Consider the following 24,488-nt stretch of genomic DNA (forward strand, 5'->3'; position numbering starts at 1 on the left):
TGAGCGGCGCGAGGTCACCGCCTCCCCCTCCGGGCACGACACGCCGACGAAGCCGTCCCCCGTCGGCCCTGGGGACCCCCATGTGCGGGAAGAGCGCACTTTGGTGCCCCGGCCAGGATCTGGCAGGATCGAAGCTCTCCACCCCACGCCGCGACGTAGCCCTGCGCGCGATGGGGCCCTCCTGCCCGACGGAAGTTCTCATGTCCAAGGAAGTCCTGCGCGCCCGTTGGGGCGTCATTCTGCTGTTCTGGCTCAACGGCGTCGCCTGGTCCTCCATCCTGCCGCGCTACCCCGAGATCAAGGTTGCGCTGGAGGCGTCCAACACCGCATTCGGCCTGGCCGTGGGACTGGGACCTGTGGGTGGGCTCGTCGCCGGCCTCTTCACCGCCCGCCTGGTGCGCCGGTTCAGCTCGGCCTCCGTGGCCACCGTGACGCTCATCACGGGCATCGCGACCCTCAACCTCATCGCCTTCGCGCCGCACATCGCCGTGTTCTCCGCCGCCCTCGCCTTCATGGCGGCCATGGACGCCGTCACGGACATCTCGATGAACGCCCATGGCCTCCGCGTGCAGAAGCTGTACGGCCGCAGCATCCTCAACTCGTTCCACGGCTGGTGGTCCATCGGCGCGGTGTGCGGCGGCTTCCTCGGCTCGGTCGCCGCGCAGATCGACATGGCGCTGTGGCTGCAGGCCATCATCGCGACCGTCGTGTTCGGCTTCATCGCGCTGTTCGCCCGCACACTGCTCCTCCCGGGCAGAGACCAGGAGCCGTTGAGCGAGGCGGCCGCTACGGAGGTGCGCCCGAGCCGCCGGATCCCTGCCTCCATGTGGCTGCGGCTCATCGCGCTGGGCCTCCTCGGTGCCTCCGTCGGCCTAGTCGAGGACAGCGCCGCGTCGTGGGGTGCCATCTACATGGACGGCATGTTCGACGTCATCCCGTTCGTGGCGGGCCTCGCCTTCGTCGCACTGCAGCTGGCCCAGATGATCGGCCGGTTCACCGGCGACGCCCTGGTCAACCGGATCGGCGCCCGCCCCGCGGTGACCTGGGGTGTGAGTGTCGCGGCCCTGGGCATGGGGATGGCGGTTGCGTTCCCGCACCCGGCCACCACCATCATCGGCTTCGCGTGCGCCGGCTGGGGCATCGCGACGGGGATCCCGTCGGCCATGCACGCCGCCGACGAGCTTCCCGGCATGGCGCACGGCTCCGGCCTGACGTTCGTGACGTGGCTGATGCGGCTCGGCTTCTTCGCGGGCCCGCCGCTGATCGGCCTGGTCGGCGACCTCGTCAGCCTGCGCTGGGCGCTCATCGTGGTGCCCACCACCGCGCTGGTGGCGCTGGCCCTCACGCCCGCCCTCACGCCGCCGCGGAACGCCCGCCCCGCCGTCGTCCGAGGTGATTGACTGGGGCACATGACCTTCTGGCTGCCCTCCCCCCGCACCCCGGACCCGATGGACGCCCCGCCGCTGAGGTGGGGCATGCTCGGCACCGGATGGATCGCTGAGCGCTTCGTCGAGGCCTTGCACACGCACACCCGGCAGCGGGTGGTGGTGGTCGGCTCCCGCACATCCGAAAAAGGCGCCGAGTTCGCTTCCCGGCACGGCATCGAGCGCAGCCTCGTGGGCTACGAGGCGGTGGCGGCGGACCCGACGGTGGACATCGTCTACGTGGCCACGCCGCACAGCGAGCACCGCGACAACGCGCTCCTCGCGATCGCGGCCGGCAAGCACGTCCTCATCGAGAAGGCCTTCACCCGTAACCTGGGCGAGGCCACCGAGGTGGTGGACGCGGCCCGCGCCGCGGGGGTCGCGGCGATGGAGGCCATGTGGACGCGCTTCCTTCCGCACATGGATGTGGTGCGCCAGGTCCTGGCCGACGGCGCACTCGGCGAGATCGAGACCGCGTTCGCCGACCACGGGCAGTGGTTCCCCAAGGACCCGGACTTCCGCCTCTTCGACCCGGCCAAGGCCGGCGGAGCCATGCTGGACCTCGGGGTGTACCCGGTGAGCTTCGCACACTTCGCCCTCGGCACCCCCGGCGCGGCCCTGGCGACGGGCACCAGGGCCTTTACCGGCGTTGACCGGCAGATCTCGGCCGTGCTGACGGGATTCGAGCGGCACCCGATGGCTCACGGGATCGTGACGACGACGCTGGCCGCCCTGACCCCCACGCTCGCGTTCGTCGCGGGCGACGAGGCCCGCCTGGAGATCCCCGGCCCCTTCTACGGGCCGCAGCCGGTCACGGTGACCCGCCGCGACGGTGAACGCACCTCATCCGAGGCGGGGCCGATCCCAGCGCACGAGGGGTTGTGCTACCAGGCGGCGCACCTCGCCGCCCTGATCACGGAGGGGCGGCTCGAGTCCGAGATCCTGCCGCTCGACGAGACCTTGGCCGTCATGGCGACGATGGACGAGCTGCGCCGCCAGGTGGGCGTCTCGCTGCCGGGCGAGGTCCTTTAGGCGAGAAGCCCCGTGAAGGCGACGCGCCGGCCGCCCGGGCCTTTGCGTTCCGGTGTGGTTCACTACCGAACGAGTCGTTTTTCTTCCGGTTCCGCGCACCTGACCGGCCTAATTGGTTCAGATGGGCGGGGCCGGAGATGGCACTGTTGGGTACAGGCCCGCGGACAGAGTCGCCGGGGCGCAAGGAGACCGATGTTCACCATCCCCACGCCGTGGTACGACGCGTACGTGTTCGACCTCGACGGCACGATCTACCTCGGCGACGACCTCCTCCAGGGAGCGCAAACGCTGATCGAGGGGGTCCGCGCGGAGGGCAAGGTGGTGAAGTTCCTCTCCAACAACCCCACCAAGGACCCCCGGCAGTACCAGGCCAAGCTGGAGGCGCTCGGGCTGCCGACGCCGCTGGAGGACATCGCCAACACCGTCGTCACCACCACGCGCTGGCTGCTCGACCATCAGCCGGAGGCGGCGCTGTTCGTCGTGGGCGAGGAGCCGCTCAAGCGGTCGCTGCGCGCGGCCGGATTCCGGCTGACCGAGGATCCGGCGGAGATCGACGTGGTGGTCGCGTCGTACGACCGCACCTTCGACTACCGCAAGTTGCAGATCGCCTTCGACGCGCTGTGGTTCCACAAGCGCGCGATCCTCATCCAGACCAACCCGGACCGGTTCTGCCCGTTTCCGGGGGGTCGCGGAGAGCCTGACTGCGCGGCGATCACCGCCGCGATCGAGGCGTGCACGGGCGTCACGTGCAGCGTGAGCCTGGGCAAGCCGTCGCCGGTGATGCTGGAGGCCGCGCTGGGCGGGCTCGGCCTCGACCTCTCGCGCTGCCTGATGGTGGGCGATCGCCTGCACACCGACATCCAGATGGCCGTCGACGCCGGCATGGCATCAGCCCTGGTGCTGACGGGCGAATCGACACTCGAGGATGTCGCGGCGCTGCCAGAGGACAAGCGCCCCACGTACGTCGTCGAGCGCATCGACCTGCTCCTTCCAGAGCCCGGCCCGCGCGGCTAATCCAGGATGAGCTCGGGGTAGACCGGCTGCCACATGCGGTCGAACACGTCCTGCACCGGATTGTCCAACTCCACGCCCGCGACGCCGTCCTCAGCGGCCGCCCGCGCCACCGCGATCGCCACCGTGGCCGAGACGCGACGGAGCTCGCCGATCCGCGGGAGCAGCGGCGCGCCCATCGTACGCAGGCTGACCAGCGACGCCACCGCCCTGGCGGCCGCCGCGATCATCCGGTCCGTCACCCTGCTCGCCTGGCACACCGCGACCCCAAGACCCAGCCCGGGGAAGACCAGCGCGTTGTTGGCCTGCGCGACGTCGAACGTGACGTCCCCGCGGGTCACCGGATCGAACGGCGAACCCGTCGCGATCAGCGCCGCGCCGTCGGTCCACTCCAGGAGGTCCGCGGGCGTCGCCTCGGCCAGCGTGGTGGGGTTGGACAGCGGCAGGATGATCGGCCGGCGCACATGGCCCGCCAGGCCCCGGATCATGGGCTCGGTGAAGGTGCCCGGCTGGCCCGACGTGCCGATCAGGATGGTGGGGCGGACGTTGCGCACGACGTCGGCGAGGCTGACACGGCCGTGGTCATCGAGTTCCCAGCCGGCCACCTCGTCGGGCCTGCGGGCATACGGGCGCTGGAAGTCGCGCACGCCCGCGGAGTCCTCCAGGATGAGCCCGCGGCTGTTGAGGCACCAGAACGTGTTGTGGGCCTCCGCGTCCGACAGGCCCTCGTCGAGCATCATGTCGCGGAACAGGTCCGCGATGCCGATGCCCGCGGTGCCCGCCCCGTAGATGACGATCCGCTGGTCGCGCAGCCGCTCCCCCAGGCCCTTGATGGCCGCGAGCGCGGCCGCGCTGACGACGGCGGCCGTGCCCTGGACGTCATCGTTGAACGTGCAGACGCGCTCGCGGTAGCGGGTGAGGATGGTGTGAGCGTTGGCGGCGCCGAAGTCCTCCCAGTGGATCATCGCGTGCGGGTAGAGCTTCTGCGCGGCCACGACGAATGCCTCGATGAAGTCGTCGTACCGCTTGCCGCGCACCCGCGCGTGCCGGAGCCCCGGGTACAGGTCGTCGTTGAGGAGGCCGAGGTTGTCGGTGCCGACGTCGAGGCCGACGGCGAGCATCCGGTCCGGGTCCACCCCTGCGCCGGCGGTGTACAGGCTCTTCTTGCCGTGGCAGATCTGGATGCCGCCCACGCCCTGGTCGCCGATGCCGAGGATGCCCTCGGAGTCGGTGACGATGATGATGTCCACATCGTCAGGGTCGCGGTTGCTCGCCAGCAGCGACTGCTCGATGGCATCGGGCGCATCGATGGACAGGAAGACGCCCGTCAGGCGGGTGAACTGGTGGCTGAACTGCGCGATCGCGTCGCCGATGGTGGGCGTGTACACGATCGGCATGATCTCTTCGAGGTGCTCGCTGAGCAGCCGGTAGAACAGCACCGTATTGCGGTCGCGCAGCGCGGTCAGGCGACGGAACTTCGCCATGGGTGTACGCGCGTCGAGGAACTGCTCGTAGGCGCGGTGCAGCTGGGCGTCGATCGGCGTGATGCCGGTGGGGAGCAGGCCCACGAGGCCGAGCTCCTCGCGTTCCTCCAGGGTGAAGGCGGTGCCCCGGTTGAGCCGGGGGGTCCACAGGATGTCGCCTCCGCGGATGTTGACCTTCACGCGGGAGCCGTGATTGCCGGGGAGGACCTCGTAACGACGTTGTTCGGGCACTGACCCAACCTACCGCGAGCGGACGGCCCGCCGAAAGCTGCGGACCGATCAGCCGTCGGACTCGGTCAGCCTCCGCACGGCCCAGTCCACGGCCTCCGACAGTTCGCGGACATGCTGGTCGTCGTCGAACACCCTCATGAGGCGGCACGTCCGCTGCTGGGATTCGGTCATCCCCTGGGCCACGAAGGCCACCCCGCGGGCCTTGAGCTGCCGGCCCACCGCCTTGATCGCGTCGGCGCCGGAGGCGTCGAGGATGGTCATCCGATGGCAACGCAGGATCACGGCGCCGACCTCGTCCTCGACGGCGGTGACCTCGTCGACGAATCGACGGGCATTGCCGTAGAACAGAGCCCCGTCCACGCGGAAGATCGCGAGCTGTGTGCGGAGGTGCTCATGTTCCGGCCGAAGGTCCACGTCGCCCTCGCGAGTGTTGGTGGGCAGCCGCTGACGCGCGACGACGGAGTAGGAGGCCATGTGGCGCAGGCTCATCAGCGCTGCCATACCGATGCCCAGGAGCACGGCCGCAACCAGATCGAGAAGGATGGTGGCGCCCAGCGTGAGCCAGAAGGTGTTGCGGTCCGCCCGGGTGACCGCGCTGAGGGTGCGCACAAGGCCGAGATTGATCATCCGGCCGGCAGTGACCAGCAACACGCCTCCCAACGCCGCCATCGGAATCAGCGACACCAGCGGCGCCAGCAGCAGCATGACGACCAACAGGACCACCGCGTGCGAGACCGACGCCAGCCGCGTCCTCGCGCCCGAACGGACGCTGACGGCGGTGCGGGCGATCGCGCCGGTGGCAGGCAGGCCGCCGAAGAGGCCGGACGCCACGTTGGCGAGCCCCTGGCCCATGAGTTCCCGGTCCGGGCTGGTCTGAGTGAGGTCGGATCGCATCCCGTCGGCCACGCGCGCGGACAGCAACGACTCGAGTGCCGCAAGGGCCGCCACGGCAAACGCCGGCGCGATCAGGTCCTGGAGGAGCGCTGCGTCGAACAGCGGCAATGTGGGCATCGGCAGGCCTGTGGGGAGGGCCCCGATCCGAAGGACGTCCGCACCGCTCAGTTCCACCGCGATGGTGGCCACGACGATCGCGATGAGCGAGAGGGGAAGACGCCGGAAGAATCGGTGCCCCATCAGATGGACGGCGATCACACCCACCGTCACCAGGAGCGGCTGCCAGGCGCTGGTCCAGTCCGTGGAGCCCAGCGTGAGCCACGACGAGACCAGTGTGGACTCAGCCTCCGCCCGCTCGGTTCCCAGGACGAGCGGGATCTGCTGCAGTGCGATGATGACGCCGATGCCGATGGTGAACCCCTCCACCACGGAAAGGGGTATGAACTCCACCGAGCGCCCCACCGCTGTCAGGGCCATCGCCACGACGATGACGCCGGCCATGATGGCCAGCAAGGGAACGGTCTCGACGCCGTGCTTGGCGATCACCGGCAGCAGCACCACCGTCATGGCACCGGTGGGGCCCGAGACCTGCAGGTGGCTACCCCCGAAAATCGCCGCGACGAGGCCCGCGATGATCGCGGTGACCAGCCCTGCGGCCGCGCCCGCTCCCGAGGCGACGCCGAAGCCGAGCGCCAGGGGCAGCGCGACGATACCCACGGTGATCCCCGCGAGCAGGTCCTTGCCCCAGGACGAGCGCAGGCCGGCGTAGTCCTTCGGCGTGGGCCACAACCCGGCGAAGCTCACCAGGTGGCTGCCGACGAGAGCGCGGTACCGCTCCACCTGTTCTCTGGGTGTGAGCCGCTGCGCTTCGATCCTGAAATCCCTGTTGCCCACCACTCACCTCTCCGGGGACAGGGTACGCCTGGGCCCCGGGACCGGGCCTCCGGGGCCACCCTGTGAGCCGGCGATCCTCATGTCGATTGCTCCTGCACCACTCCCCGTTCAGCGCAGGAACAGGGCCTTCAGACGCAGGGTGGCCGCCGTCGTCCCTACCCCGATCATCACCGCGAAATAGGCCAGGTGCCCCCAGATCGACGGCCGGATCAGGCCGGTGGTCAGCTGCCGCACCATGTCCACGGCATGCCACAGCGGCATGGCCATGATCACCCATTGCACGGACTCGGGGTACACGTCGATGGGGAAGAAGGTGGCCGACAACAGGAACATCGGCAGCATCACGAAATAGACGGCGTCCAGGTGCTGGAACGACGTCATGAAGCTGGTGGCAGCCAGCCCCACGGCCGCGAACCCGAACGCCACCATCAACGCCGCCGGGATGGCCAGCACCGCCGTCCAGGACAGGTTCAGCCCGAGCGCCGTCGTCACCACCATGAACCCACACGCGTACAGCAGCCCTCGGAACAGCGCCATGATGATCTCACCCAACGCCACGTCCATGGGGCCGAGCGACGTGGACAGCATCTGGTCGTAGATCTTGCCGTAGCGCATGCGGAAGAAGACGTTCATCGTCGAGTCGTAGATGGCGCCGTTCATGGCCGAGACCGCCATCAACGCGGGGGCGATGTAGGCGGCGTAGGCGACGTCGCGGCCGTAGAACGCCACCGTGCCGATGAGTGCACCGAGCCCCAGACCCATCGAGAGGAGGTAGAACACCGGCTCGAAGAAGCCCGTCAGGATGATCAGCCAGTTGTTGCGGGCGATCACCCTCATTCCGCGCGCCACCACAGAGCGCGTGTTGCCCCCGTAGAGGCCGGCGAGGAACGCCGGCACGCGCGGAGCGGGAGCCTGAATGGGAGATGTCATTCGTCGAGCCTCCGCCGGAACGTGCGGATGGACAGCCATCCGCAGACCACCGCGAGCAGGGCGAGGAACCCGACGTGCACCGTGGCCATCAGCAGGCTCAGTGGCTGCCCGTACATGGCCCAGCGCCCCAGCTCGGCCGCGTGCCACAGCGGCGAGATCCACCCGATGGGCTGGAGGTAGCCTGGCAACGTCTCGAGCGGGAAGTAGGTGCCGGAGAACAGGGTGAGCGGCACGACGACGAACCGCTCGATGAAGGACAACTGTCCGCGGTCATCCTTCTGGGTGGCCACCCACGCCATCACCGCGAACCCCACGGCCACCGACAGGAGCAGCCCGACGGGGAGCAGCGCCAGGGCCCGCAGCGGCCCCGCGATCCCGAACAGCACCAGCGCGGTGAGATAGAAGCCCAGCACCGGCAGCACCCGCAGCAGCACGGCCACCTGCACGCCCACCGCCATCTGGGCCGGACTGATGGGCGTCAGCCGCATCGCAGGGAAGGTGTTGAACCACTTGAACCCGCCGAACACCCCGTAGGTGTTCTCCTGCGAGGCCGTGAGCATCGCCGTCGACATGACCAGCGCAGGCGCGATGAACGTGAGATACGGCACGCCCCCGATGCCCTCGCCCTGATCGACGAGGACACCCAGCCCGGCGCCCAGCCCGAGCAGGTAGATCACCGGGGAGCCGATGCCGGTGACCAGCAGCGTGACGAGGTAGCGGCGCATGCGGTGCACGTGGTGCTCGACGACGGCCCACCACCCCCAGCGCGCGACCACACGGTGGTCCGAGGACATGCGGCGGTCGATGACCCCGCTACGAGGCGCGAGGTCCGCGCTCATTCGATCAGGCTCCTGCCGGTGAGTCTCAGGAACACGTCCTCCAGAGAGGAGCGCCGCACGAGCGACGTGACGGGCTCCATCCCCCGCTCGATCACGGCCTGGAGGGCGTGTTCGCCGTTGTCGGTATAGATGAGCACCCGGTCCGGCAGCACCTCCTGGCGCTCGCCGATGCCGCCTAGCACCCGGGCCGCCTCCTCGTTGCGCGAGGAGCCGAAGCGCACCTCCAGGACCTCGCGGGTGGAGTACTGGCGGATGAGCGACGGCGGGCTCCCCTCGGCGACGATGCGCCCCTTGTCGATCACGACGAGGCGATCACACAGCTGCTCGGCCTCGTCCATGAAGTGCGTGGTGACCACGAGCGTGACCCCCTCCTCCTTGAGCCGGAACAGGCGGTCCCACAGCACGTGACGCGCCTGGGGATCCAGGCCTGTCGTCGGCTCGTCCAGGAGCATGATCTTCGGGTTGTTGATCAGGCCGCGCGCGATGGTGAGGCGGCGCTTCATGCCGCCCGAGAGGCCGTCGACGCGGGCCAGGCGCTTGTCGCGGAGCTGGGCGAAGTCCAGCAGCTCCTCTGCCCGCTGCCTGACGTAGGCGCGGGGAAGGCCGAAGTAGCGGCCGTAGACGGTGAGGTTGTCGATCACCCTGAGCTCCTCGTCGAGGAGGTCCCCCTGGGGGACGATGCCCAGCTGCGCCCGGATCTGCGGGCCGTGGTGGTTGGTGTCCAGTCCGAGGACGGTGAGCTCGCCGGCGGTGCGGGTGGAGGTGGCCGCGATCATCCGCATGGTGGTGGACTTGCCCGCCCCGTTGGGACCGAGGAAGCCGAACGACTCCCCCGGCGCGATGTCGAAGCTGATCCCGTCCACAGCGGTGAGGGTGCCGTAGCGCTTGGTCAGCGCGCGGGCGGTGATCACTGGCTCAGTCACCCGCGACACATTACGACACCCCACCGACGATTCACACGGCCTCAGCCCCGGGTGCACAAGGCGGCGACGCAGGGCTGGGCCGCCGTCGGCGCACCTGGCGGAAAATCAGGTCTCCGCCAGGTGGGCCGACGGACTCGTGTCACTTGCGCGAACGGTTGCCCGACGTGCGGGTGACCTGAACGATGGTCGGGCGGGGCACGGCGACCTTGTCACCCACCTGGACCGGGCCGCCGGCGGGCAGCTGATCGGGGAAATACGACGTGTGGGCGTCCCACTCGCCGTCCTCGCCGGGGTGCTGCACTGCGATGAACACCGACTGGTCCTTGTCGTGGATGACCGGTCCGCAGGTCTCGGCGTCGACGGGTACGCCCAGGAACTGCTGCACGCGCCCGCGCTCCGGGCCCGTGAGGGTCACCTTGTGCAGGGCGTCGCTGAGGCCGATGGTGCCGGGCTGGCCGTCGGTCGAGATCCAGAGGGTGCCCTCGGAGTCGAACGCCAGGTTGTCCGGGCAGCTGATCGGCGAGACCTTGTCGGCGGGGAAGCCGGCGAAGTAGGCCGACGTCGAGGAGGCCGGATCTCCACACAGGAGCAGGATGCTCCAGGCGAAGGTCGTCGCCGCGGCGTCGTTTCCTGCCTCGGTCATCTCGACGACGTGGCCGTCGCGGTTGGGGGCGACGGGGTTGGCCTCGTCGACGGCGCTGGTGACGCCGCGCCGGCTGTTGTTCGTCAACGCGAGGTACACCTTGCCGGTGAGCGGGTTGGGCTCCATGTCCTCGGGGCGGTCCATCGGGGTGGCACCCACGCGATCCGCGGCGAGGCGCGTGTAGACGAGCACCTCCTCGACGGTCATGCCGTCCACGAGGGACGTGGTGCCCCGCACGAGGGGAATCCACTCCCCCGTGCCGTCGAAGGCGCCGTCGGCGGGGAGGGTGCCATCCCCGGTGATCTGCGCCTGAGGCGAGTTGCCGGAGTACTTGGCCACGTAGAGCGTGCCGTCCTGCAGGAGCGTCAGGTTGTGCGCCTTGTCGCCCTCGCGGTACTTGGCCGAGGAGACGAACTTGTAGACGTAGTCGTTGCGCTCGTCGTCGCCCATGTAGACCACGGCGTGGCCGGACTTGGAGATCGCGACGGTGCCGGCCTCGTGCTTGAAGCGTCCGAGGGCGGTGTGCTTGACCGGCGTCGACGTCGGATCCTCCGGGTCCACCTCGACGATCCAGCCGAATCGGTTGGCCTCGTTCGCGTAGCCAGGGGTGTTGAGGTTGAACCGGTCGTAGTAACGCTCCCACTGCCGGTTCGTCTGCCCACTGCCGATGCCGTAGCGCCCGTCCTCGGGCGACCCGGTGCCGACGAAGTACTGGTTGAAGTTCTCCTCGCCGGAGAGCACGGTGCCCCAGGGGGTGGTGCCGCCGGCGCAGTTGTTGAGGGTGCCGATCACCTTCGTGCCGGTGGGGTCGGCGTCGGTCTTCATCAGGTCCGCGCCGGCCGCCGGGCCGCTGACCGTGAACTCGGTGAAGGCGGTGATGCGGCGGTTGCGGCGCCCGCCCCTGACGTAGGTCCACACGTCGCCCTGCTTGGCGCGGGTCAGTTCCACCACGGACAGGCCGTGGGCCGCGAGTGCCGCGTCGACGATGTCCCGCTCATCGGTCCCGGGCGGGAACATGATGTTCTCGTTGGTGTACTCGTGGCTGGTCACCAGGTAGCCGGACCGGTCGTTGCGGCCGTCGGAGATGATGTTGAGGTAGTCGCAGTTGTAGCCGAACTGCTTGGCCTGCGACGCCCCGGTCTGCTTCGTGATGTCGAACTCCGGCGAGTCGGCGAACAGCGGGTCGCCCCAGCGGATGATCGGATCCCAGCGGTAGCCCTCGGGCACGGTCACGGTGTCGACCGTGCGGGCCGTCGGCCCGATCGCGGTGAAGGGGAGCTTGCCGCCGCCCTTGGGCGGGTTGCCGAAGTCTGCCGCGGCCGGCCGGGCCATCGCTCCGCCGACGACGATCGCGCCGGTCACCCCGGCACCGGCGCCGAGCGCGGCGCGGCGGGAGAACACGCCGCTGACGATGTCGCGGAAGGACTCGTTGCCGGAGGTATTGGGGGCGGGATGCGCGCAGGCGCTGCCGCACTTGAGTTCGCAGGTGACGGCTGATCGGTTACCGCGGGTGTGGCCGAGCATGGGAAGCAGGCGCTTCATGGAGGGTCTCCTCTTGGTGGTCGGTGGGTCCTGACCATCCAACGCGACCCCCCACCCCACAGCCCCCAACGTCAGGTGACCGTTCGATGAACACTCGGTGACTCACACGCCCCCTACCGGGTGGTGGAATTGAGCCGATGGATGGGCTCAATGCGCGAAACGGCCAATTCGATCGTTCAACTCAGCGCGAACCCATCCATCGGCTCAAACCCCACCCAGCCACAGGCGATGCAGAGTGGGGTCGGGAACGAGCTCGGGGTGGAAGGTGCAGGCCACGACGCTGCCCTGCCGCACCGCGACCGGCTCGTCGCCGCGCACCGCGATGACCTCCACACCAGCGCCCACCCGTTCGATCCGCGGCGCGCGGATGAACACCCCCTGCATGGTCCCCGACGACGGGGCGGCGCCCTCCCGCGGGTCGCTGGGGCGGGCAGCCGGGCCGACCAGGCTGACCTCCGCCTCACCCGAGGCCAGTTGCGCACCGAACGCGTTGCGGCGAACGGTGACGTTCAGGCCCCCGATGGTGGCGTAGCCGGCCAAGGCAGCCGGGTCGGCGACGTCGTCGGCCAGCAGGATCAGGCCGGCGCAGGTCCCGAAGACCGGAAGCCCCCGGTCGACGAAGCCGCGGATGGCGGTGAGCAGCCCGCTGGGACTGGCCAGCCGCGCGATCGCCGTCGACTCGCCGCCCGGGAGCACCAGCGCCTCGAGCCCGACGAGATCGTCGGGCTTGCGGACCGGCCTCACCGACCGCCCGAGCGACTCCAGCACGGCCGCGTGCTCCCGAACCGCTCCCTGCAGGGCGAGGATTCCGACGGTCACCAGCCGCGCTCGGCCAGCCGGTGCGGGGCCGGCACATCGGCCACATTGATGCCCACCATGGCCTCGCCCAGCCCGCGCGACGCCTCCGCGATCGCCATCGGGTCCTCGAAGTGCGCCGTCGCCTCGACGATCGCCTTCGCCCGGCGCTCGGGGTTGCCGGACTTGAAGATGCCGGAACCCACGAACACGCCGTCGGCGCCAAGCTGCATCATCATCGCGGCGTCGGCGGGCGTGGCGATGCCGCCGGCCACGAACAGCACGACGGGGAGCGCACCGTCGCGTGCGACGCGGCGCACCAGCTCGTAGGGGGCCGCGAGCTCCTTGGCCGCGACGAACAGCTCATCGTCGCACTTCGCCGCGAGGGCCCGGATCTCGCCCTTGATGGTGCGCAGGTGCTTCATGGCCTCGGACACGTCACCGGTGCCAGCCTCCCCCTTGCTGCGGATCATCGAGGCGCCCTCCGTGATCCGGCGAAGCGCCTCCCCGAGGTTCGTGGCGCCGCACACGAACGGCACCTCGAACTGCGTCTTGTCGATGTGGTTGACGAAATCCGCGGGCGACAGCACCTCGGACTCGTCGACGTAGTCCACACCCAACGCCTGCAACACCTGCGCCTCGACGAAGTGGCCGATGCGGGCCTTCGCCATCACGGGGATGGACACGGTCTCGATGATGCGGGAGATGAGGTCCGGGTCGCTCATCCGGGCGACGCCGCCCTGTGCCCGGATGTCGGCAGGTACCCGTTCCAGCGCCATCACGGCCACCGCGCCCGCATCCTCGGCGATGCGCGCCTGCTCGGGCGTGACGACGTCCATGATCACGCCGCCCTTGAGCATCTCGGCGAGTCCGGTGTTGACGAGGGCGCGCGTGGGCGCAGTGGTATCAGGTGCGGTCATGGTGACGATGATGTCCGCTCAGACTGGACCAGACAAGAGCCAGATGCCACCCATTCTGATGTACCAGAGCGTATGCTGTGCGCCATGGAGTCCGAGGCACTGACCACCCTGGCGCTCGACCGGGCGCCGGGATCGGCTCCGCTGCCGGCCCAGATCGCAGCCGGAATCCGCAGCCTGATCGCCTCAGGCGCCCTGGCAGGCGGCGACGTCCTGGCCTCCAGCCGGTCGGCCGCCGAGATCCTCTCCGTGTCCAGGGGAACCGTCAGCGCCGCCTACGATCAACTGGTCGCCGAGGGATATCTCGTGGCCCGGGACCGCTCGGGGATGCGGGTGGCCCCCAACCTCTCGACACACGCGCGCCAGGCGGCGCCGCAGAGCCGCCGCCCCCCGCATCGGCGGCCACGGCTGCAGCTGGACTTCAGCTCGGGCCACGAGACGGCCCATCCGCTGGACGACGCGGTGTGGCGGTCATCCCTCCGCGCCGCCGTCGGACCGGGAGGGCCCCTCCTGACTGAGGCCATCGCCCAGCATCTGCGTCTCATGCGCGCCATGGCCGTGGACCCGGACGCGGTGATCGTCACCGCTGGCGCGCGCTCCGGGCTGGCGCTACTGCTGGGCGTGGTGGCGCGGCGCACCGGGGCGCGGCCGCGGGTCGCCGTCGAGAGCCCCGGCTTCCCCGGCCTCCGCCGCGTGCTGGAGGTGCTGGGGGTAGAGGTGGTGCCTGTTCCTGTGGGGCCCGACGGGGTGGACACCGATGCACTCACCCGGTCCCTGCCGCTGGACCTGGTGCTCGTCACACCCAATCATCAGTTCCCGGCCGGCACCGCCCTGCACGCCGCCGGCCGGCAATCGCTCATCGGCTGGGCTTCGCGCACCGGGGTGCTGCTCGTCGAGGACGACTACGACTCCGAGTACCGCCACCTGGGCCCGCCACTACCCCCGCTGTGGAGCCTGGCGCCCGGCATCGTCGCGCATCTCGGCACGTTCGCCGCGGTCCTGGGCCGCGACGTGGCCACGGGCTACCTCGTGGCGCCGCCGTCGTGGCACGACGACCTCCTCGACGCCCAGGCTGCGCTGGGCGGAGGCGTGGCTCCCATCGTGCAGCGGGCGCTGGCGCGCTATCTCCAGGCGGGGGGTTTGAGGCGACGCCTGGCGCGCGCCCGCCGCGGCGCTGTGGCGGCGCAGGGGGAGGTGGCCGCGCGGCTGGCGGCGCTCACGGCACTCCCCCACATGGTGAGGGTCACCGACACCGGCCACCTCCTCATCCTCGAGATGCGGCGTGACGACGCGGTGCGGATCCGGGAGAACTGCCGACGCGGCGGGCTCCTGGTGGCGGACCTGGCCGACGGTTGGGCCGACAACCCGGGCCTCACGGGTCTCCTGGTCAGCTACGGCGGCCACGACGCCGACGAGGTCCGCCGGGCCTTGGCGATCATCCTCGGAGCGGCCGCCTTCGGGCAGCTCACCCCTGGATGATCCGGAACGTCACGACCTGGTCAGCGGCGGCAGCGCCACGGCGCGCGCCCGGTCCGTCTCTGCGTCGAACATGGATCGACGACCCTCAAAAGCGCGCCCGAGGGTGACCTGGTCCGCGTACTCCAGGTCTCCGCCCACGGGCAGTCCGCTGGCGGGGCGCGTGACGCGCACCCCGAAGTCGCGCAGCATGCGGCTGAGGTAGGCCGCGGTGGCCTCGCCCTGGGTGTCGGGATCCGTGGCCAGGATCACTTCCGTGACCTCGCCATCGGCGAGGCGCTGGAACAGCTCGCGCGTGTGCAGGTCCGCTGGGCCGCGACCGTCGATGGGCGAGATAGACCCACCCAGCACGTGGTAGAGCCCACGGAACTCGTTGGTGCGTTCCACGGCGACGACGTCCTTGGACTCCTCGACGACACACAGCTGCGTGCGGTCCCGACGGGGGTCCCTGCACACGCGGCACCGTTCCTCCTGCGAGATGTTGAAGCACACCTCGCAGAACCGCGAGGTCTCCTTCACCCTGCGAAGCGTGTCCGACAGTGCGTAGACGTCCTCGGCGGGGGCGTCGAGCAGGTGGAAGGCGATGCGTTGCGCGCCGCGCGGACCGATGCCGGGCAGCCTGCTCAGCTCGTCGATGAGGTCCTGAATTGGCCCTTCGTACACGGAAGTGGTCAGCCCCCGAGGCCGGGCATGGGCGGCAGCGAGGGCATGTCCGGCATGGCTGCCGCCGTGGCGGCGTCTGCAGCCGACTTCGCCGAGCGGAAGGCCGCGATGATCAGGGCGGACAGGGTTTCGGTGTCCTCCGGATCCCAGGCCTGGGCCTTGATGTCGACCTGCTCCAGATCCCCGCCGCCGGTGAGCGTCACGGACACCAGACCTCCGCCGGCCGACCCCGTGAAGGTCTTCTCCGCCAGCTCCGCCTGGGCGCGCGCCAGGTCGTCCTGCAGCTGCTGCGCCTGCTGCATCAGCGCGTTGATGTCAAAGTCACCGAACATGTGGGTTCACTCCTGGATGGGTTGAGGGCCAGCTTATGCGTGCGTCAGGACTCGTTGAGGTCCCGCACTGCGATGATCTCCGCCCCGAACGCGCTGCTCAGCAGTTCCTCGGCGTTGTGCTCGGTGTCCAGGACCTCGTCATCGTGGGAAACCTCCACGTCCGGAGCCGGCTCGGGTTGCGGGACGGGGGCGGGCTCCGGGGCTGGTGGCGGCGCGACGGGGGCGCCCGTGGGCCGCTGCGCGGGCTGAGCGGCGGGGCCGGGCTCGCCCGAGGACAGGACCGACTGGATGCGCAGCTCCACCCCGATGACCTGGATCAGCGCGTCCGCCAACACGTCCGCGCTGCCGCCGCTGCCGAAATTGTCCTTCGGTCCGGTCTGGGCGAAGCCGAGGTGCAGCACGCCGTCGGCCACGTCCAGGATCTGGGCGTGCTGGCTGAGCAGCATGAAGGTGAAGCGGCGGCGCTGCTTGACCTCTTCCAGCACGTTGGGCCACACCCGCCGAAGTTCGGCGGCGGTCAGCTTCGCCTGGCGGGCCTTCGCTGCCTCCGACGGTGGCGCGGCCTTCGCCGGCGCGGGCGCTGGCGGCGCCACCGAGTGCTCCGGGGGGGCGCCGGCGGGACGCTGGCGGGGCGGCTCGGCGGGCGGCCGCCGCTGCTCGGGCTCCTGTGCTGCGGGGCGCTCCGGCGGCGCGGGGGCGCGGTGCGGTGCGGCGGCGGGCGACTCGGGCGCTGCGGGGGCGCGCTGCGTCACAGGCGTCGACGCCGGGGGCTCGGTGGCCGGCGTCGACGGCTCCGCGGCGCCCATCATCCCCACGCGGCGTTCCAGCCGATCCATCCTGGCGGGCAGTCCACGCTCACCGGCGTCCGCGCCGGGCAGCAGCACCCGTGCGCACATCAGCTCCAGGTGCAGGCGCGGCGCGGTGGTGCCCCGCATGTCCGTGAGCCCCGTCGCGATCACCTCCGCGGCGCGGGTGAGTTCACCGGCGCCCAGGCCCGCCACCTGCGTCTGGAGGCGCTGTGCCTGATCCGCCGCCACGTCCAGCAGCCCGTTGGTGGCCGCGTCGGGAACGGCCGACAGGATGACGAGGTCCCGTAGGCGACGCAACAGGTCCTCGGCGAACCGGCGGGGGTCCTGACCCACGTCGATCACCTTGTCCACGGTGCGGAACACCCCTGCCGCGTCGCCCGCGGCGAACGCGTCCATGATCTCGTCGAGCAGCGCGTCGGGCGTGTAGCCCAGCAGGGCAGCGGCCTGCATGTAGCTGACGCCCTCCTCCCCCGAGCCGCCGAGCAGCTGATCCAGCACCGAGAGCGAGTCCCGGACCGAACCACCCCCGGCGCGGACCACCAGCGGGAGGGCGGTCTGGTCCACCATGACGCCCTCGGTCTGACAGATCTCGGCCAGGTAGTCACCCAGCACGCGGGGCGGCACGAGGCGGAACGGGTAGTGGTGCGTGCGGGACCGGATGGTGCCGATGACCTTCTCCGGCTCCGTGGTGGCGAAGATGAACTTCGTGTGCGGTGGCGGTTCCTCCACCAGCTTGAGCAGCGCGTTGAACCCCTGCGGCGTCACCATGTGCGCCTCGTCGATGATGTAGATCTTGTAGCGGCTCGCCACCGGGGCGAAGTACGCGCGCTCACGGAGGTCCCGGGCGTCGTCGACACCTCCGTGGGAGGCTGCGTCGATCTCGATCACGTCGATGGACCCGGGGCCGCCCCGCGCCAGGTCCTGGCACGACTCGCACTGTCCGCAGGGGGTGGAGGTGGGCCCCTTCTCGCAGTTGAGGCAGCGCGCCAGGATGCGCGCCGAGGTGGTCTTCCCGCAGCCCCGCGGGCCGGAGAAGAGGTAAGCGTGGTTGACCTTGTTGTTCTCCAGCGCCCGCTGCAGCGGCACGGTGACGTGGTCCTGGCCGATGAGTTCGGAGAACGTGTCCGGGCGGTAGCGGCGATACAGGGCCAGGGGCGCCGCCGGGGACTCGCGACGGGGGGTGTGGTCCAGCTTCGACGGCGGCACGTGCAGGGCCGGGGCATCCTCCACCGGGTCCGGAATCTCATCGAAGAGGCCCGGCCCCTCCATGGGCTCGAACCCGGGCTGGTCAGCCGCTCCGAGCGCCTGATCGCTGATCAGGGCGTACTCGTCCTCGTCGTACTCGTCGTCCACGCGACCCACCCTATTCCAGAGGCACGACATTTCCAGGGGCAAAGAAAAGGGCCCCTCGCGCACCCGGAAGAGCTCACTTACCCTTGCTGCCTTCCGACCCTGGGGGAGTTGGGCGAGGTACCGCCGCGCGAGGAACCGGGGCCAACTCTACCCCATGCATCGGCGGGGCCCTGTCGACGTTCCTGGCCTAGGCTCGCGTCATGGTGAGCAGGGTGGATCCGGTGATCGCGCAGGTGTGGCGGGGTGGGCATCTCGAGTGCCTGCATCACGGCGCGGTGGTGGTGACGGCGCCGGACGGAACCGTCCGCTTCGCCGCGGGCGACACCTCCTCCCAGATCCTTCCGCGCTCGTCGCTCAAGCCGCTGCAGGCGGTCGCCATGCTGCGCCACGGGCTCGACGTCGACGGCGCGGAACTGGCCCTGGTCGGCGCCTCGCACTCCGGGGAGACGTTCCACCTCGACGGCGTGCGCAGCATCCTCGAAGGGGCGGGCCTGTCCCCCGCAGACCTCCAGACCACGCCGGGGCTGCCGCTCGACGCCGGGGCCCAGGCCGCCTGGCTGGCGGACGGGCACGGACGGGAGCCGCTGGCGCACAACTGCTCCGGCAAGCACGCCGGCATGCTGCGGACCTGCGCGCGGGCGGGCTGGCCGACCGACTCCTACCTCGACATCACCCATCCGCTCCAGATCCTCTCGCGCGAGGTCATCGCCGAGCTGGCCGGCGAGGCCGTGGGCGAGCCGGTGGTCGACGGGTGCGGCGCCCCCGCGTTCGCCGTCAGCCTGGCCGGCCTGGCACGGGCATTCGGCCGCCTGGCCGGGGCACCCACGGGGCCGGAACGACGGGTGGGCGACGCCTTCCGCGCGCACCCCGAGTACGCGTCGGGCACACGGCGCGACGAGGTGGTCCTGCACCGCGAGATACCGGGGCTGGTGTGCAAGGTGGGCGCCGAGGGCTGCTACGCGATCGGGCTGGCCGACGGCACGGGGGTCGCGGTGAAGGTGGGCGACGGCCACCACCGGGGCACGGTCGCGCCGGTGGTGGCCGTGCTGGCCGCGCTGGGCCACGACACGCCGGCGCTGAGGGCTCTGGACCCGGAACCGGTGCTCGGCCATGGCAGGCCCGTGGGCCGCGTCGTCGTGGACCCCGATCTTCGGGCCGTCTTGCGCTCGGCGCTCTGACTGGCACCGCCGTCGCCCTCCGCGCAGGCGTCCGATAGTCTGCGCGCGCTCCAGTCCTTCTCTCCCAGGGGTCCGCCATGAACGCCGTCGTGCTGTCTGTTGTCGTGATGCTCGTGCTGTCCGTCCTGCGTGTGCACGTCGTGCTGGCGCTCTTCCTCGGCGCCCTCGTCGGCGGCCTGCTGGCGGGCCTCGGCCTCGAGGGCACGATGGTGGCGTTCCAGGAGGGACTGGCCGGAGGCGCGAAGATCGCCCTGAGCTACGCGCTCCTCGGCGCGTTCGCCATGGCTGTGGCGCACTCCGGCCTGCCCCAACTGCTGGCGAGCTGGCTGATCCGCAAGCTCGACGCGGACGACCTCAGCAGGTCGCAGAAGGTCACCCGGTGGACCACCGCCGGCCTGCTGACCGGGATCCTGGCGATGGCGATCATGAGCCAGAACCTCATCCCGGTGCACATCGCGTTCATCCCACTGCTGATCCCGCCGCTGCTCATCATCATGAACCGGCTGCGCCTCGACAGGCGGGCCGTGGCCAGCGTGCTCACGTTCGGCCTTGTCACCACCTACATGTTCCTGCCCATCGGATTCGGCAAGATCTTCCTCAGCGACATCCTCTACGGCAACATCATCGCCTCCGGTCTCGACGTCAGCGGCGTCAACGTGATGTCCGCCATGGGAATCCCGGCGCTGGGCATGGTGATCGGCCTTGTCGTCGCGGTGTTCGTCACCTACCGGCGGCCCCGCGAGTACGACCGGGACGCGGTGGTGGACCACGACGCACCGTCAGAGATCAAGGGCTACCGCATCGCCATTGCACTGGCCGCCATCGTCGCCTCCTTCGGCGTGCAGGTCTGGCTGACCTTCGCGGGATCCGCTGCCGATCCGCTCCTGGTGGGCGCTCTGCTCGGGCTGTGCCTGTTCATCATCACGGGTGCCGTGAAGTGGCAGGACGCCGACGAGGTCTTCACCGGCGGCATGCGGATGATGGCATTGATCGGGCTGATCATGATCGCCGCGCAGGGCTTCGCGTCGGTGATGCGCGCCACTGAGCAGATCGCGCCCCTCGTGGAGGGCTCTGCCGCATTGTTCGGCGACAACCGGGGCATGGCCGCGTTCGCGATGCTGCTGGTGGGTCTGCTGGTCACGATGGGCATCGGCAGCTCGTTCTCGACGCTTCCGATCATCACGGCCATCTACGTGCCGCTCTGCATCTCGTTGGGATTCTCGCCCGTGGCCACCGTGGCGATCATCGGCACGGCCGGAGCCCTCGGCGACGCGGGCTCACCCGCCTCCGATTCCACGCTCGGCCCCACCGCCGGTCTGAACGCGGACGGCCAGCACGACCACATCCGCGACACCGTCATCCCCACGTTCCTGCACTTCAATCTGCCGCTGCTGGCGGCAGGCTGGGTCGCGGCGATGGTGCTCTGAGCCTCCGCGGCACAACCGCGGGGGACGGTGCAGGCACGGGTCCTCCCCCGACTTGAGAGGTCAGGACCCGCTCCGGTAAGGTCTCGCCTTGGAGGATTCGCCTAGAGGCCTATGGCGCTCGCTTGGAAAGCGGGTTGGGTTAACGCCCTCACGAGTTCGAATCTCGTATCCTCCGCCACCACGATTCCCGCTCTGACTAGGGCGGGAATCGCCATTTCTGGGGCACAGCGGGGTGCCAGACGCGATTCGTGCCCCGAATGTGCCCCGAGTTTTTCGGGAGTGCGTGCGCTTCGTGGGGGCACTCGTATCATTTTCCTGGGTGCGATGGACAGGGGAGTCCCGCATTCAGGCGCCAGGACCCCGCGGCCGCACAGCGCTACATGCCTGGGCGCGCCGGGCATCGTTGACAGGTCGGTGGTCAGGATGGTGCTTGCGTGGACGGACGTCTCCGGTCAGGCAGCTCCCACGGGAGGCGGGGTCGGCTGTCGACACATGTCCGGTTGGTGCCTGGTGATGGTCCTCCGCCTCGCGCCTCGGTGGCCTGCTTGGGCACCGAGTGGGCACCAAGGCCCGGAGTAGGGCGCCGTTGCTCACGCTGTGTCCAGCTCCGGGCCGGGTTCTTACTAGCAAGAGAACACAGCGAGGGGGGGCACCACCGAATCTCGCGCCCTGCCATCAAAGGAGTTGTCGTAATGGCCGTCGCTACGCATCCCGAAGCCAGCAAGTATCCCAGCGCCGAGTGGCTATCCCTTCAACAGGCTGCTCTCTACTACGGAGTAAGTGTTGACACTCTACGTCGTCGTATCTCCGCTGGCCGTCTGCCAGCAGCCCGGTTTGGAGTGCGGCTGATCAGGGTGCGTGTTGAAGACCTCGATCGCTTGTTCCGGCCCATCCCCGTCGGAGATGCCCTCGTCAGGGCCCACGCATCCTGAGAGCCCCCCGACAACTGCGAGGGTCTGACCCGCGCATCCTGATGGCCATCACCGTCTTCCTGTTCGTCCTCAGGAGTCGGGGCCGTGTCGCCCGTTCCTCTGTCGGGCCCAGGCACGGGGACGCTCAAGCGCCAACAACCGACCGAATCGGTGCTGGCTGAGTATTCGGTCTTCTGAGCGCCAGCGGTATTGCGGTTGAGCGCCATCCGTCGCCGTGCGGGTTCGTGGGGTTGAGCGCCACCGGTTCGTGTCGGTGAGCGCCGGGTGCGGGGTTCGTAGGCTCCTCCTGCCGTGTGGCCTATCACGCGGCAGAAGGAGTGATTGGGATGGTACGCAAGATCAAAGCGAAGCTGGTGCTTCGGCTCCGCGAGGAGGGGTTCTCGGGCAGGCAGATCGCCGCGCAGGGCATGTCACGCCATAGCGTGACCGCGGTCATCGAGGCCGCCGAGCGGGAGGACGTCGGCTGGGACGACGTCGCCGACCTGGACGAGGCGCAGGTGTATGCCCGTCTGTTCCCGGGCCGCGGGGAGCATGAGAGCGTCCATGCGCAGCCGGACTGGCCGTCGGTGCATCGCGAGCTCGCCCGGGTCGGGGTGACGTTGAAGCTGCTCCATGGCGAGTACGTCGACCGATGCCGCGTCGAGGGGTCGACGGCGATGGGCTATGACCGGTTCTGCAAGAACTATCAGCAGCATGTCCTGGTCAGCGGGGCCGCGTCGCGGATCGGTCACAAGGCCGGGCAGAGCATCGAGGTCGACTGGTCCGGGCCGACGATGCAGCTGACCGATCCGGTGACCGGGCAGCAGCAGCGCGTCTACTTGTTCGTGGCCACGTTGCCGTTCTCCCGCTACGCGTTCGTCGAGCCGGCCCTGGATATGCGGCAGGACACGTGGCTGCGGGCGCATGTGGCGATGTTCGACTGGTTCGGCGGCTCCGTCCCGCGGATCGTTCCAGACAACCTGAAGACCGGCGTGATCAAACACCCCGCCGAGGGTGAGGTGGTCCTCAACGACGCCTACCGGGAGTTGGCTGCGCACTACTCGGCTGCGGTGCTACCCGGCAGGGTCCGGAAACCCAAGGACAAGGCCAGCGTCGAAAACACCGTCGCGCATGTCGCGACGTGGGTGATCGCCGGGCTCCGGGACCGCCGCTTCGCCACGCTGCCCGAGCTGCGCGCCGCGATCTACCAGCGGGTGGAGGCCTACAACCGTGAACCCTTCCAGAAACGCCAAGGCTCCCGGCTGAGTGTGTTCGAAGCGGAGGAGAAGCCGCTGCTGCGGCCGCTGCCCGCGGTCGCGTTCGAGATCAGCCGCTGGGTCTACGGGCGACGAGTCCAGAAGAATGGGCATGTCGTGTGGGAGAAGAACTTCTACTCCGTGCCGTATTCGCATATTGGTCGCAGTGTCGATCTGCGGGTCACCGACACGATGCTCGAGGTGTTCACCGGTCACACGCGGCTGACCAGCCACCTGCTCGCACCACCAGGCGTGTTCAACCAGTACCGCACCCACGACGCCGATCTGCCCGAGGGGCCGCGCTACCGGCAATGGGACGCGGCCAGGGTCCGCCAGTGGGCGGGCCGGGTCGGGGAGAACACGCTGACCGTGGTCAACCGGATCTTCGAGTCCGTCCCGGTCGATGAGCAGGGCCTCGATGCCGCGCTGGCGGTCCTGCGGCTCACTCGCCGCTACTCGACTGAACGCCTCGAAGCAGCCTGCCAGATCGCCTTGGCGTCCAGGGTCCGCTCGCCCCGCTACGCCCATCTGAGGCCGATCCTGGAAACCAACCAGGACCACACCCGCAGCCGAGGGCCGGGGATCGAACCGGAGAACGGCGGCGGTGGGCCGGTCGGGTACGTGCGTGGGGCCGACTACTACGGAGGCGCACGATGACCCGGATCGATACCGAGACCAAACGCAAGCTCCGCGAGATCGGCGCCACCTGCCTGGTCGACGCCCTGGAAACCCAGGACGACACCCTCACCCTCGGGATGGTGTTCGAAGAACGCATCAAGCTGGCCGTCGACGACGCCCACGCCACGTTCACCCACGGCAAGGTCGAAGGCCTGATCCGCCGGGCGGGGCTGCGTTACCCGAACGCGGACTTCCGCCGCCTCGACCTGGTCGAACAGCGTGGCCTCGACCGCGGGGTGATTGCCCAACTGGGCACCTGCACCTTCATCACCAGACAGCAGAACGTCGTGTTCCAAGGCTTCACCGGATCCGGGAAGTCCTACCTCGGCTCCGCGCTGGCGAAACAGGCCTGCCAGCACCGGTATCGGGCGCACTACATACGCATGCCCGACCTCGAAGAGGCCTGGGCTGCGGCCAGGGACCGGCCCGCCGGGAAGGAGAAGTTCCTCCGCAAATACGCCGCGTTCACGCTGCTCGTGATCGACGAATGGCTCCTCGACCCGCCCGACGACAGCACCCGCAGCATGCTCCTGGAACTGCTTGAACGCCGCTACGACGCAGTCTCCACCGTGTTCTGCACCCAGTACGCGAAGAAAGACTGGCACCAGCGCCTCGGCTCCGGAGTCCACGCCGATGCGATCATGGACCGCATCGTCCACAACACCATCTGGATCGAAACCGGCGGCACCAACATGCGCGAACACACCGCCACCGCATAACCCAGAGCCGGTGAGCGCCACCACGACCCCCGGTGGCGCTCACCGGCACTACCCCCGGCGCTCGACCCCAATATCCAGTGGCGCTCAAGCGCGATAACCAACGGCGCTCACACGGTCAAATACTCAC

20 protein-coding genes, 1 tRNA gene and 1 other RNA gene are annotated in these 24,488 nt (G+C 69.7%); 10 read left to right on the forward strand and 12 right to left on the reverse strand.

Features of this window, described 5'->3' with window-relative positions; genetic code table 11:
- Positions 1-200 precede the first annotated feature (200 nt).
- From ACZK5N_RS08215 to ACZK5N_RS08225, 3 genes are all read left to right on the forward strand, one after another.
- On the forward strand, positions 201-1,400 hold the full coding sequence (locus ACZK5N_RS08215) for an MFS transporter (RefSeq protein WP_459017629.1): 1,200 nt from the start codon (positions 201-203) through the stop codon (positions 1,398-1,400).
- A 9-nt stretch (positions 1,401-1,409) separates the two neighbouring features.
- Positions 1,410-2,456: a Gfo/Idh/MocA family protein gene (locus tag ACZK5N_RS08220; protein WP_459017630.1), complete on the forward strand. Its 1,047-nt coding sequence runs from the start codon at positions 1,410-1,412 to the stop codon at positions 2,454-2,456.
- A 192-nt stretch (positions 2,457-2,648) separates the two neighbouring features.
- Positions 2,649-3,470: an HAD-IIA family hydrolase gene (locus ACZK5N_RS08225; protein ID WP_459017631.1), complete on the forward strand. Its 822-nt coding sequence runs from the start codon at positions 2,649-2,651 to the stop codon at positions 3,468-3,470.
- Here the strand turns inward: ACZK5N_RS08225 and maeA are convergent.
- The 8 genes from maeA to pdxS form a co-directional block, all read right to left on the reverse strand.
- Entirely contained in the window at positions 3,467-5,182 is a 1,716-nt protein-coding gene (gene maeA / locus ACZK5N_RS08230; RefSeq protein ID WP_459017632.1) for an NAD-dependent malic enzyme, read from the reverse strand. The genes ACZK5N_RS08225 and maeA overlap by 4 nt on opposite strands.
- A 48-nt stretch (positions 5,183-5,230) precedes the next feature.
- On the reverse strand, positions 5,231-6,970 hold the full coding sequence (locus ACZK5N_RS08235; protein WP_459017633.1) for a SulP family inorganic anion transporter: 1,740 nt from the start codon (positions 6,968-6,970) through the stop codon (positions 5,231-5,233).
- 108 nt (positions 6,971-7,078) lie between these two features.
- Complete coding sequence (locus ACZK5N_RS08240) at positions 7,079-7,900, reverse strand: ABC transporter permease (RefSeq protein WP_459017634.1); 822 nt, start codon at positions 7,898-7,900, stop codon at positions 7,079-7,081.
- Positions 7,897-8,739: an ABC transporter permease gene (locus ACZK5N_RS08245; protein ID WP_459017635.1), complete on the reverse strand. Its 843-nt coding sequence runs from the start codon at positions 8,737-8,739 to the stop codon at positions 7,897-7,899. The genes ACZK5N_RS08240 and ACZK5N_RS08245 overlap by 4 nt, the downstream gene beginning before the upstream one ends.
- A complete protein-coding gene (locus ACZK5N_RS08250; protein ID WP_459017636.1) occupies positions 8,736-9,662 on the reverse strand; it encodes an ABC transporter ATP-binding protein in 927 nt (308 codons plus the stop codon). Before ACZK5N_RS08250 ends, ACZK5N_RS08245 begins: the two co-directional genes overlap by 4 nt.
- A gap of 139 nt (positions 9,663-9,801) precedes the next feature.
- On the reverse strand, positions 9,802-11,847 hold the full coding sequence (locus tag ACZK5N_RS08255) for a PhoX family protein (RefSeq protein WP_459017637.1): 2,046 nt from the start codon (positions 11,845-11,847) through the stop codon (positions 9,802-9,804).
- A 204-nt stretch (positions 11,848-12,051) separates the two neighbouring features.
- A complete protein-coding gene (gene pdxT, locus ACZK5N_RS08260) occupies positions 12,052-12,666 on the reverse strand; it encodes a pyridoxal 5'-phosphate synthase glutaminase subunit PdxT (RefSeq protein ID WP_459017638.1) in 615 nt (204 codons plus the stop codon).
- Entirely contained in the window at positions 12,663-13,562 is a 900-nt protein-coding gene (pdxS, locus tag ACZK5N_RS08265; RefSeq protein ID WP_459017639.1) for a pyridoxal 5'-phosphate synthase lyase subunit PdxS, read from the reverse strand. The genes pdxT and pdxS overlap by 4 nt, the downstream gene beginning before the upstream one ends.
- A gap of 84 nt (positions 13,563-13,646) precedes the next feature.
- Here pdxS and pdxR point away from each other — a divergent pair, with 84 nt between their 5' ends.
- Entirely contained in the window at positions 13,647-15,038 is a 1,392-nt protein-coding gene (pdxR, locus tag ACZK5N_RS08270) for a MocR-like pyridoxine biosynthesis transcription factor PdxR (protein ID WP_459017640.1), read from the forward strand.
- A 9-nt stretch (positions 15,039-15,047) separates the two neighbouring features.
- Here pdxR and recR read toward each other — a convergent pair whose 3' ends face one another.
- The 4 genes from recR to ffs all read right to left on the reverse strand — a co-directional run bounded on the left by recR (position 15,048) and on the right by ffs (position 18,332).
- Positions 15,048-15,698 (reverse strand): recombination mediator RecR, encoded by a 651-nt coding sequence (gene recR / locus ACZK5N_RS08275; RefSeq protein WP_459017641.1) that lies wholly within the window; start codon positions 15,696-15,698, stop codon positions 15,048-15,050.
- A gap of 8 nt (positions 15,699-15,706) precedes the next feature.
- Positions 15,707-16,030 (reverse strand): YbaB/EbfC family nucleoid-associated protein, encoded by a 324-nt coding sequence (locus ACZK5N_RS08280; RefSeq protein WP_459017642.1) that lies wholly within the window; start codon positions 16,028-16,030, stop codon positions 15,707-15,709.
- Between the two features lie 44 nt (positions 16,031-16,074).
- Positions 16,075-18,222, reverse strand: a complete 2,148-nt coding sequence (locus ACZK5N_RS08285) for a DNA polymerase III subunit gamma and tau (RefSeq protein WP_459017643.1) — start codon at positions 18,220-18,222, stop codon at positions 16,075-16,077.
- 13 nt (positions 18,223-18,235) lie between these two features.
- An RNA gene (ffs, locus tag ACZK5N_RS08290) (signal recognition particle sRNA small type) lies at positions 18,236-18,332 on the reverse strand.
- Positions 18,333-18,392: 60 nt separating this feature from the next.
- Between ffs and ACZK5N_RS08295 the strand changes: the two genes are divergently transcribed.
- From ACZK5N_RS08295 to ACZK5N_RS08320, 6 genes are all read left to right on the forward strand, one after another.
- Positions 18,393-19,370, forward strand: a complete 978-nt coding sequence (locus tag ACZK5N_RS08295; RefSeq protein ID WP_459017644.1) for an asparaginase — start codon at positions 18,393-18,395, stop codon at positions 19,368-19,370.
- Positions 19,371-19,447: 77 nt separating this feature from the next.
- Positions 19,448-20,797, forward strand: coding sequence for a Na+/H+ antiporter family protein (locus ACZK5N_RS08300; RefSeq protein WP_459017645.1), 1,350 nt, complete (start codon positions 19,448-19,450; stop codon positions 20,795-20,797).
- 90 nt (positions 20,798-20,887) lie between these two features.
- A tRNA-Ser gene (locus ACZK5N_RS08305) sits at positions 20,888-20,975 on the forward strand.
- 514 nt (positions 20,976-21,489) lie between these two features.
- On the forward strand, positions 21,490-21,729 hold the full coding sequence (locus ACZK5N_RS08310; protein WP_182799173.1) for a helix-turn-helix domain-containing protein: 240 nt from the start codon (positions 21,490-21,492) through the stop codon (positions 21,727-21,729).
- 326 nt (positions 21,730-22,055) lie between these two features.
- Positions 22,056-23,621, forward strand: coding sequence for an IS21 family transposase (istA, locus tag ACZK5N_RS08315; RefSeq protein ID WP_459017646.1), 1,566 nt, complete (start codon positions 22,056-22,058; stop codon positions 23,619-23,621).
- Positions 23,618-24,361 (forward strand): ATP-binding protein, encoded by a 744-nt coding sequence (locus ACZK5N_RS08320; protein ID WP_459017647.1) that lies wholly within the window; start codon positions 23,618-23,620, stop codon positions 24,359-24,361. The genes istA and ACZK5N_RS08320 overlap by 4 nt, the downstream gene beginning before the upstream one ends.
- The last annotated feature ends 127 nt before the right edge of the window (positions 24,362-24,488 follow it).

This window comes from Tessaracoccus pujii, from assembly GCF_055326215.1.

Coding starts and splice junctions, on each gene's coding strand:
- ACZK5N_RS08215 (WP_459017629.1), top strand. CDS start 201: ATGTCCAAGGAAGTCCTGCGCGCCCGTTGGGGCGTCATTCTGCTGTTC.
- ACZK5N_RS08220 (WP_459017630.1), top strand. CDS start 1,410: ATGACCTTCTGGCTGCCCTCCCCCCGCACCCCGGACCCGATGGACGCC.
- ACZK5N_RS08225 (WP_459017631.1), top strand. CDS start 2,649: ATGTTCACCATCCCCACGCCGTGGTACGACGCGTACGTGTTCGACCTC.
- ACZK5N_RS08240 (WP_459017634.1), bottom strand. CDS start 7,900: ATGACATCTCCCATTCAGGCTCCCGCTCCGCGCGTGCCGGCGTTCCTC.
- ACZK5N_RS08245 (WP_459017635.1), bottom strand. CDS start 8,739: ATGAGCGCGGACCTCGCGCCTCGTAGCGGGGTCATCGACCGCCGCATG.
- ACZK5N_RS08255 (WP_459017637.1), bottom strand. CDS start 11,847: ATGAAGCGCCTGCTTCCCATGCTCGGCCACACCCGCGGTAACCGATCA.
- pdxS (WP_459017639.1), bottom strand. CDS start 13,562: ATGACCGCACCTGATACCACTGCGCCCACGCGCGCCCTCGTCAACACC.
- pdxR (WP_459017640.1), top strand. CDS start 13,647: ATGGAGTCCGAGGCACTGACCACCCTGGCGCTCGACCGGGCGCCGGGA.
- ACZK5N_RS08280 (WP_459017642.1), bottom strand. CDS start 16,030: ATGTTCGGTGACTTTGACATCAACGCGCTGATGCAGCAGGCGCAGCAG.
- ACZK5N_RS08285 (WP_459017643.1), bottom strand. CDS start 18,222: ATGTCGTGCCTCTGGAATAGGGTGGGTCGCGTGGACGACGAGTACGAC.
- ACZK5N_RS08295 (WP_459017644.1), top strand. CDS start 18,393: ATGGTGAGCAGGGTGGATCCGGTGATCGCGCAGGTGTGGCGGGGTGGG.
- ACZK5N_RS08300 (WP_459017645.1), top strand. CDS start 19,448: ATGAACGCCGTCGTGCTGTCTGTTGTCGTGATGCTCGTGCTGTCCGTC.
- ACZK5N_RS08310 (WP_182799173.1), top strand. CDS start 21,490: ATGGCCGTCGCTACGCATCCCGAAGCCAGCAAGTATCCCAGCGCCGAG.
- istA (WP_459017646.1), top strand. CDS start 22,056: ATGGTACGCAAGATCAAAGCGAAGCTGGTGCTTCGGCTCCGCGAGGAG.
- ACZK5N_RS08320 (WP_459017647.1), top strand. CDS start 23,618: ATGACCCGGATCGATACCGAGACCAAACGCAAGCTCCGCGAGATCGGC.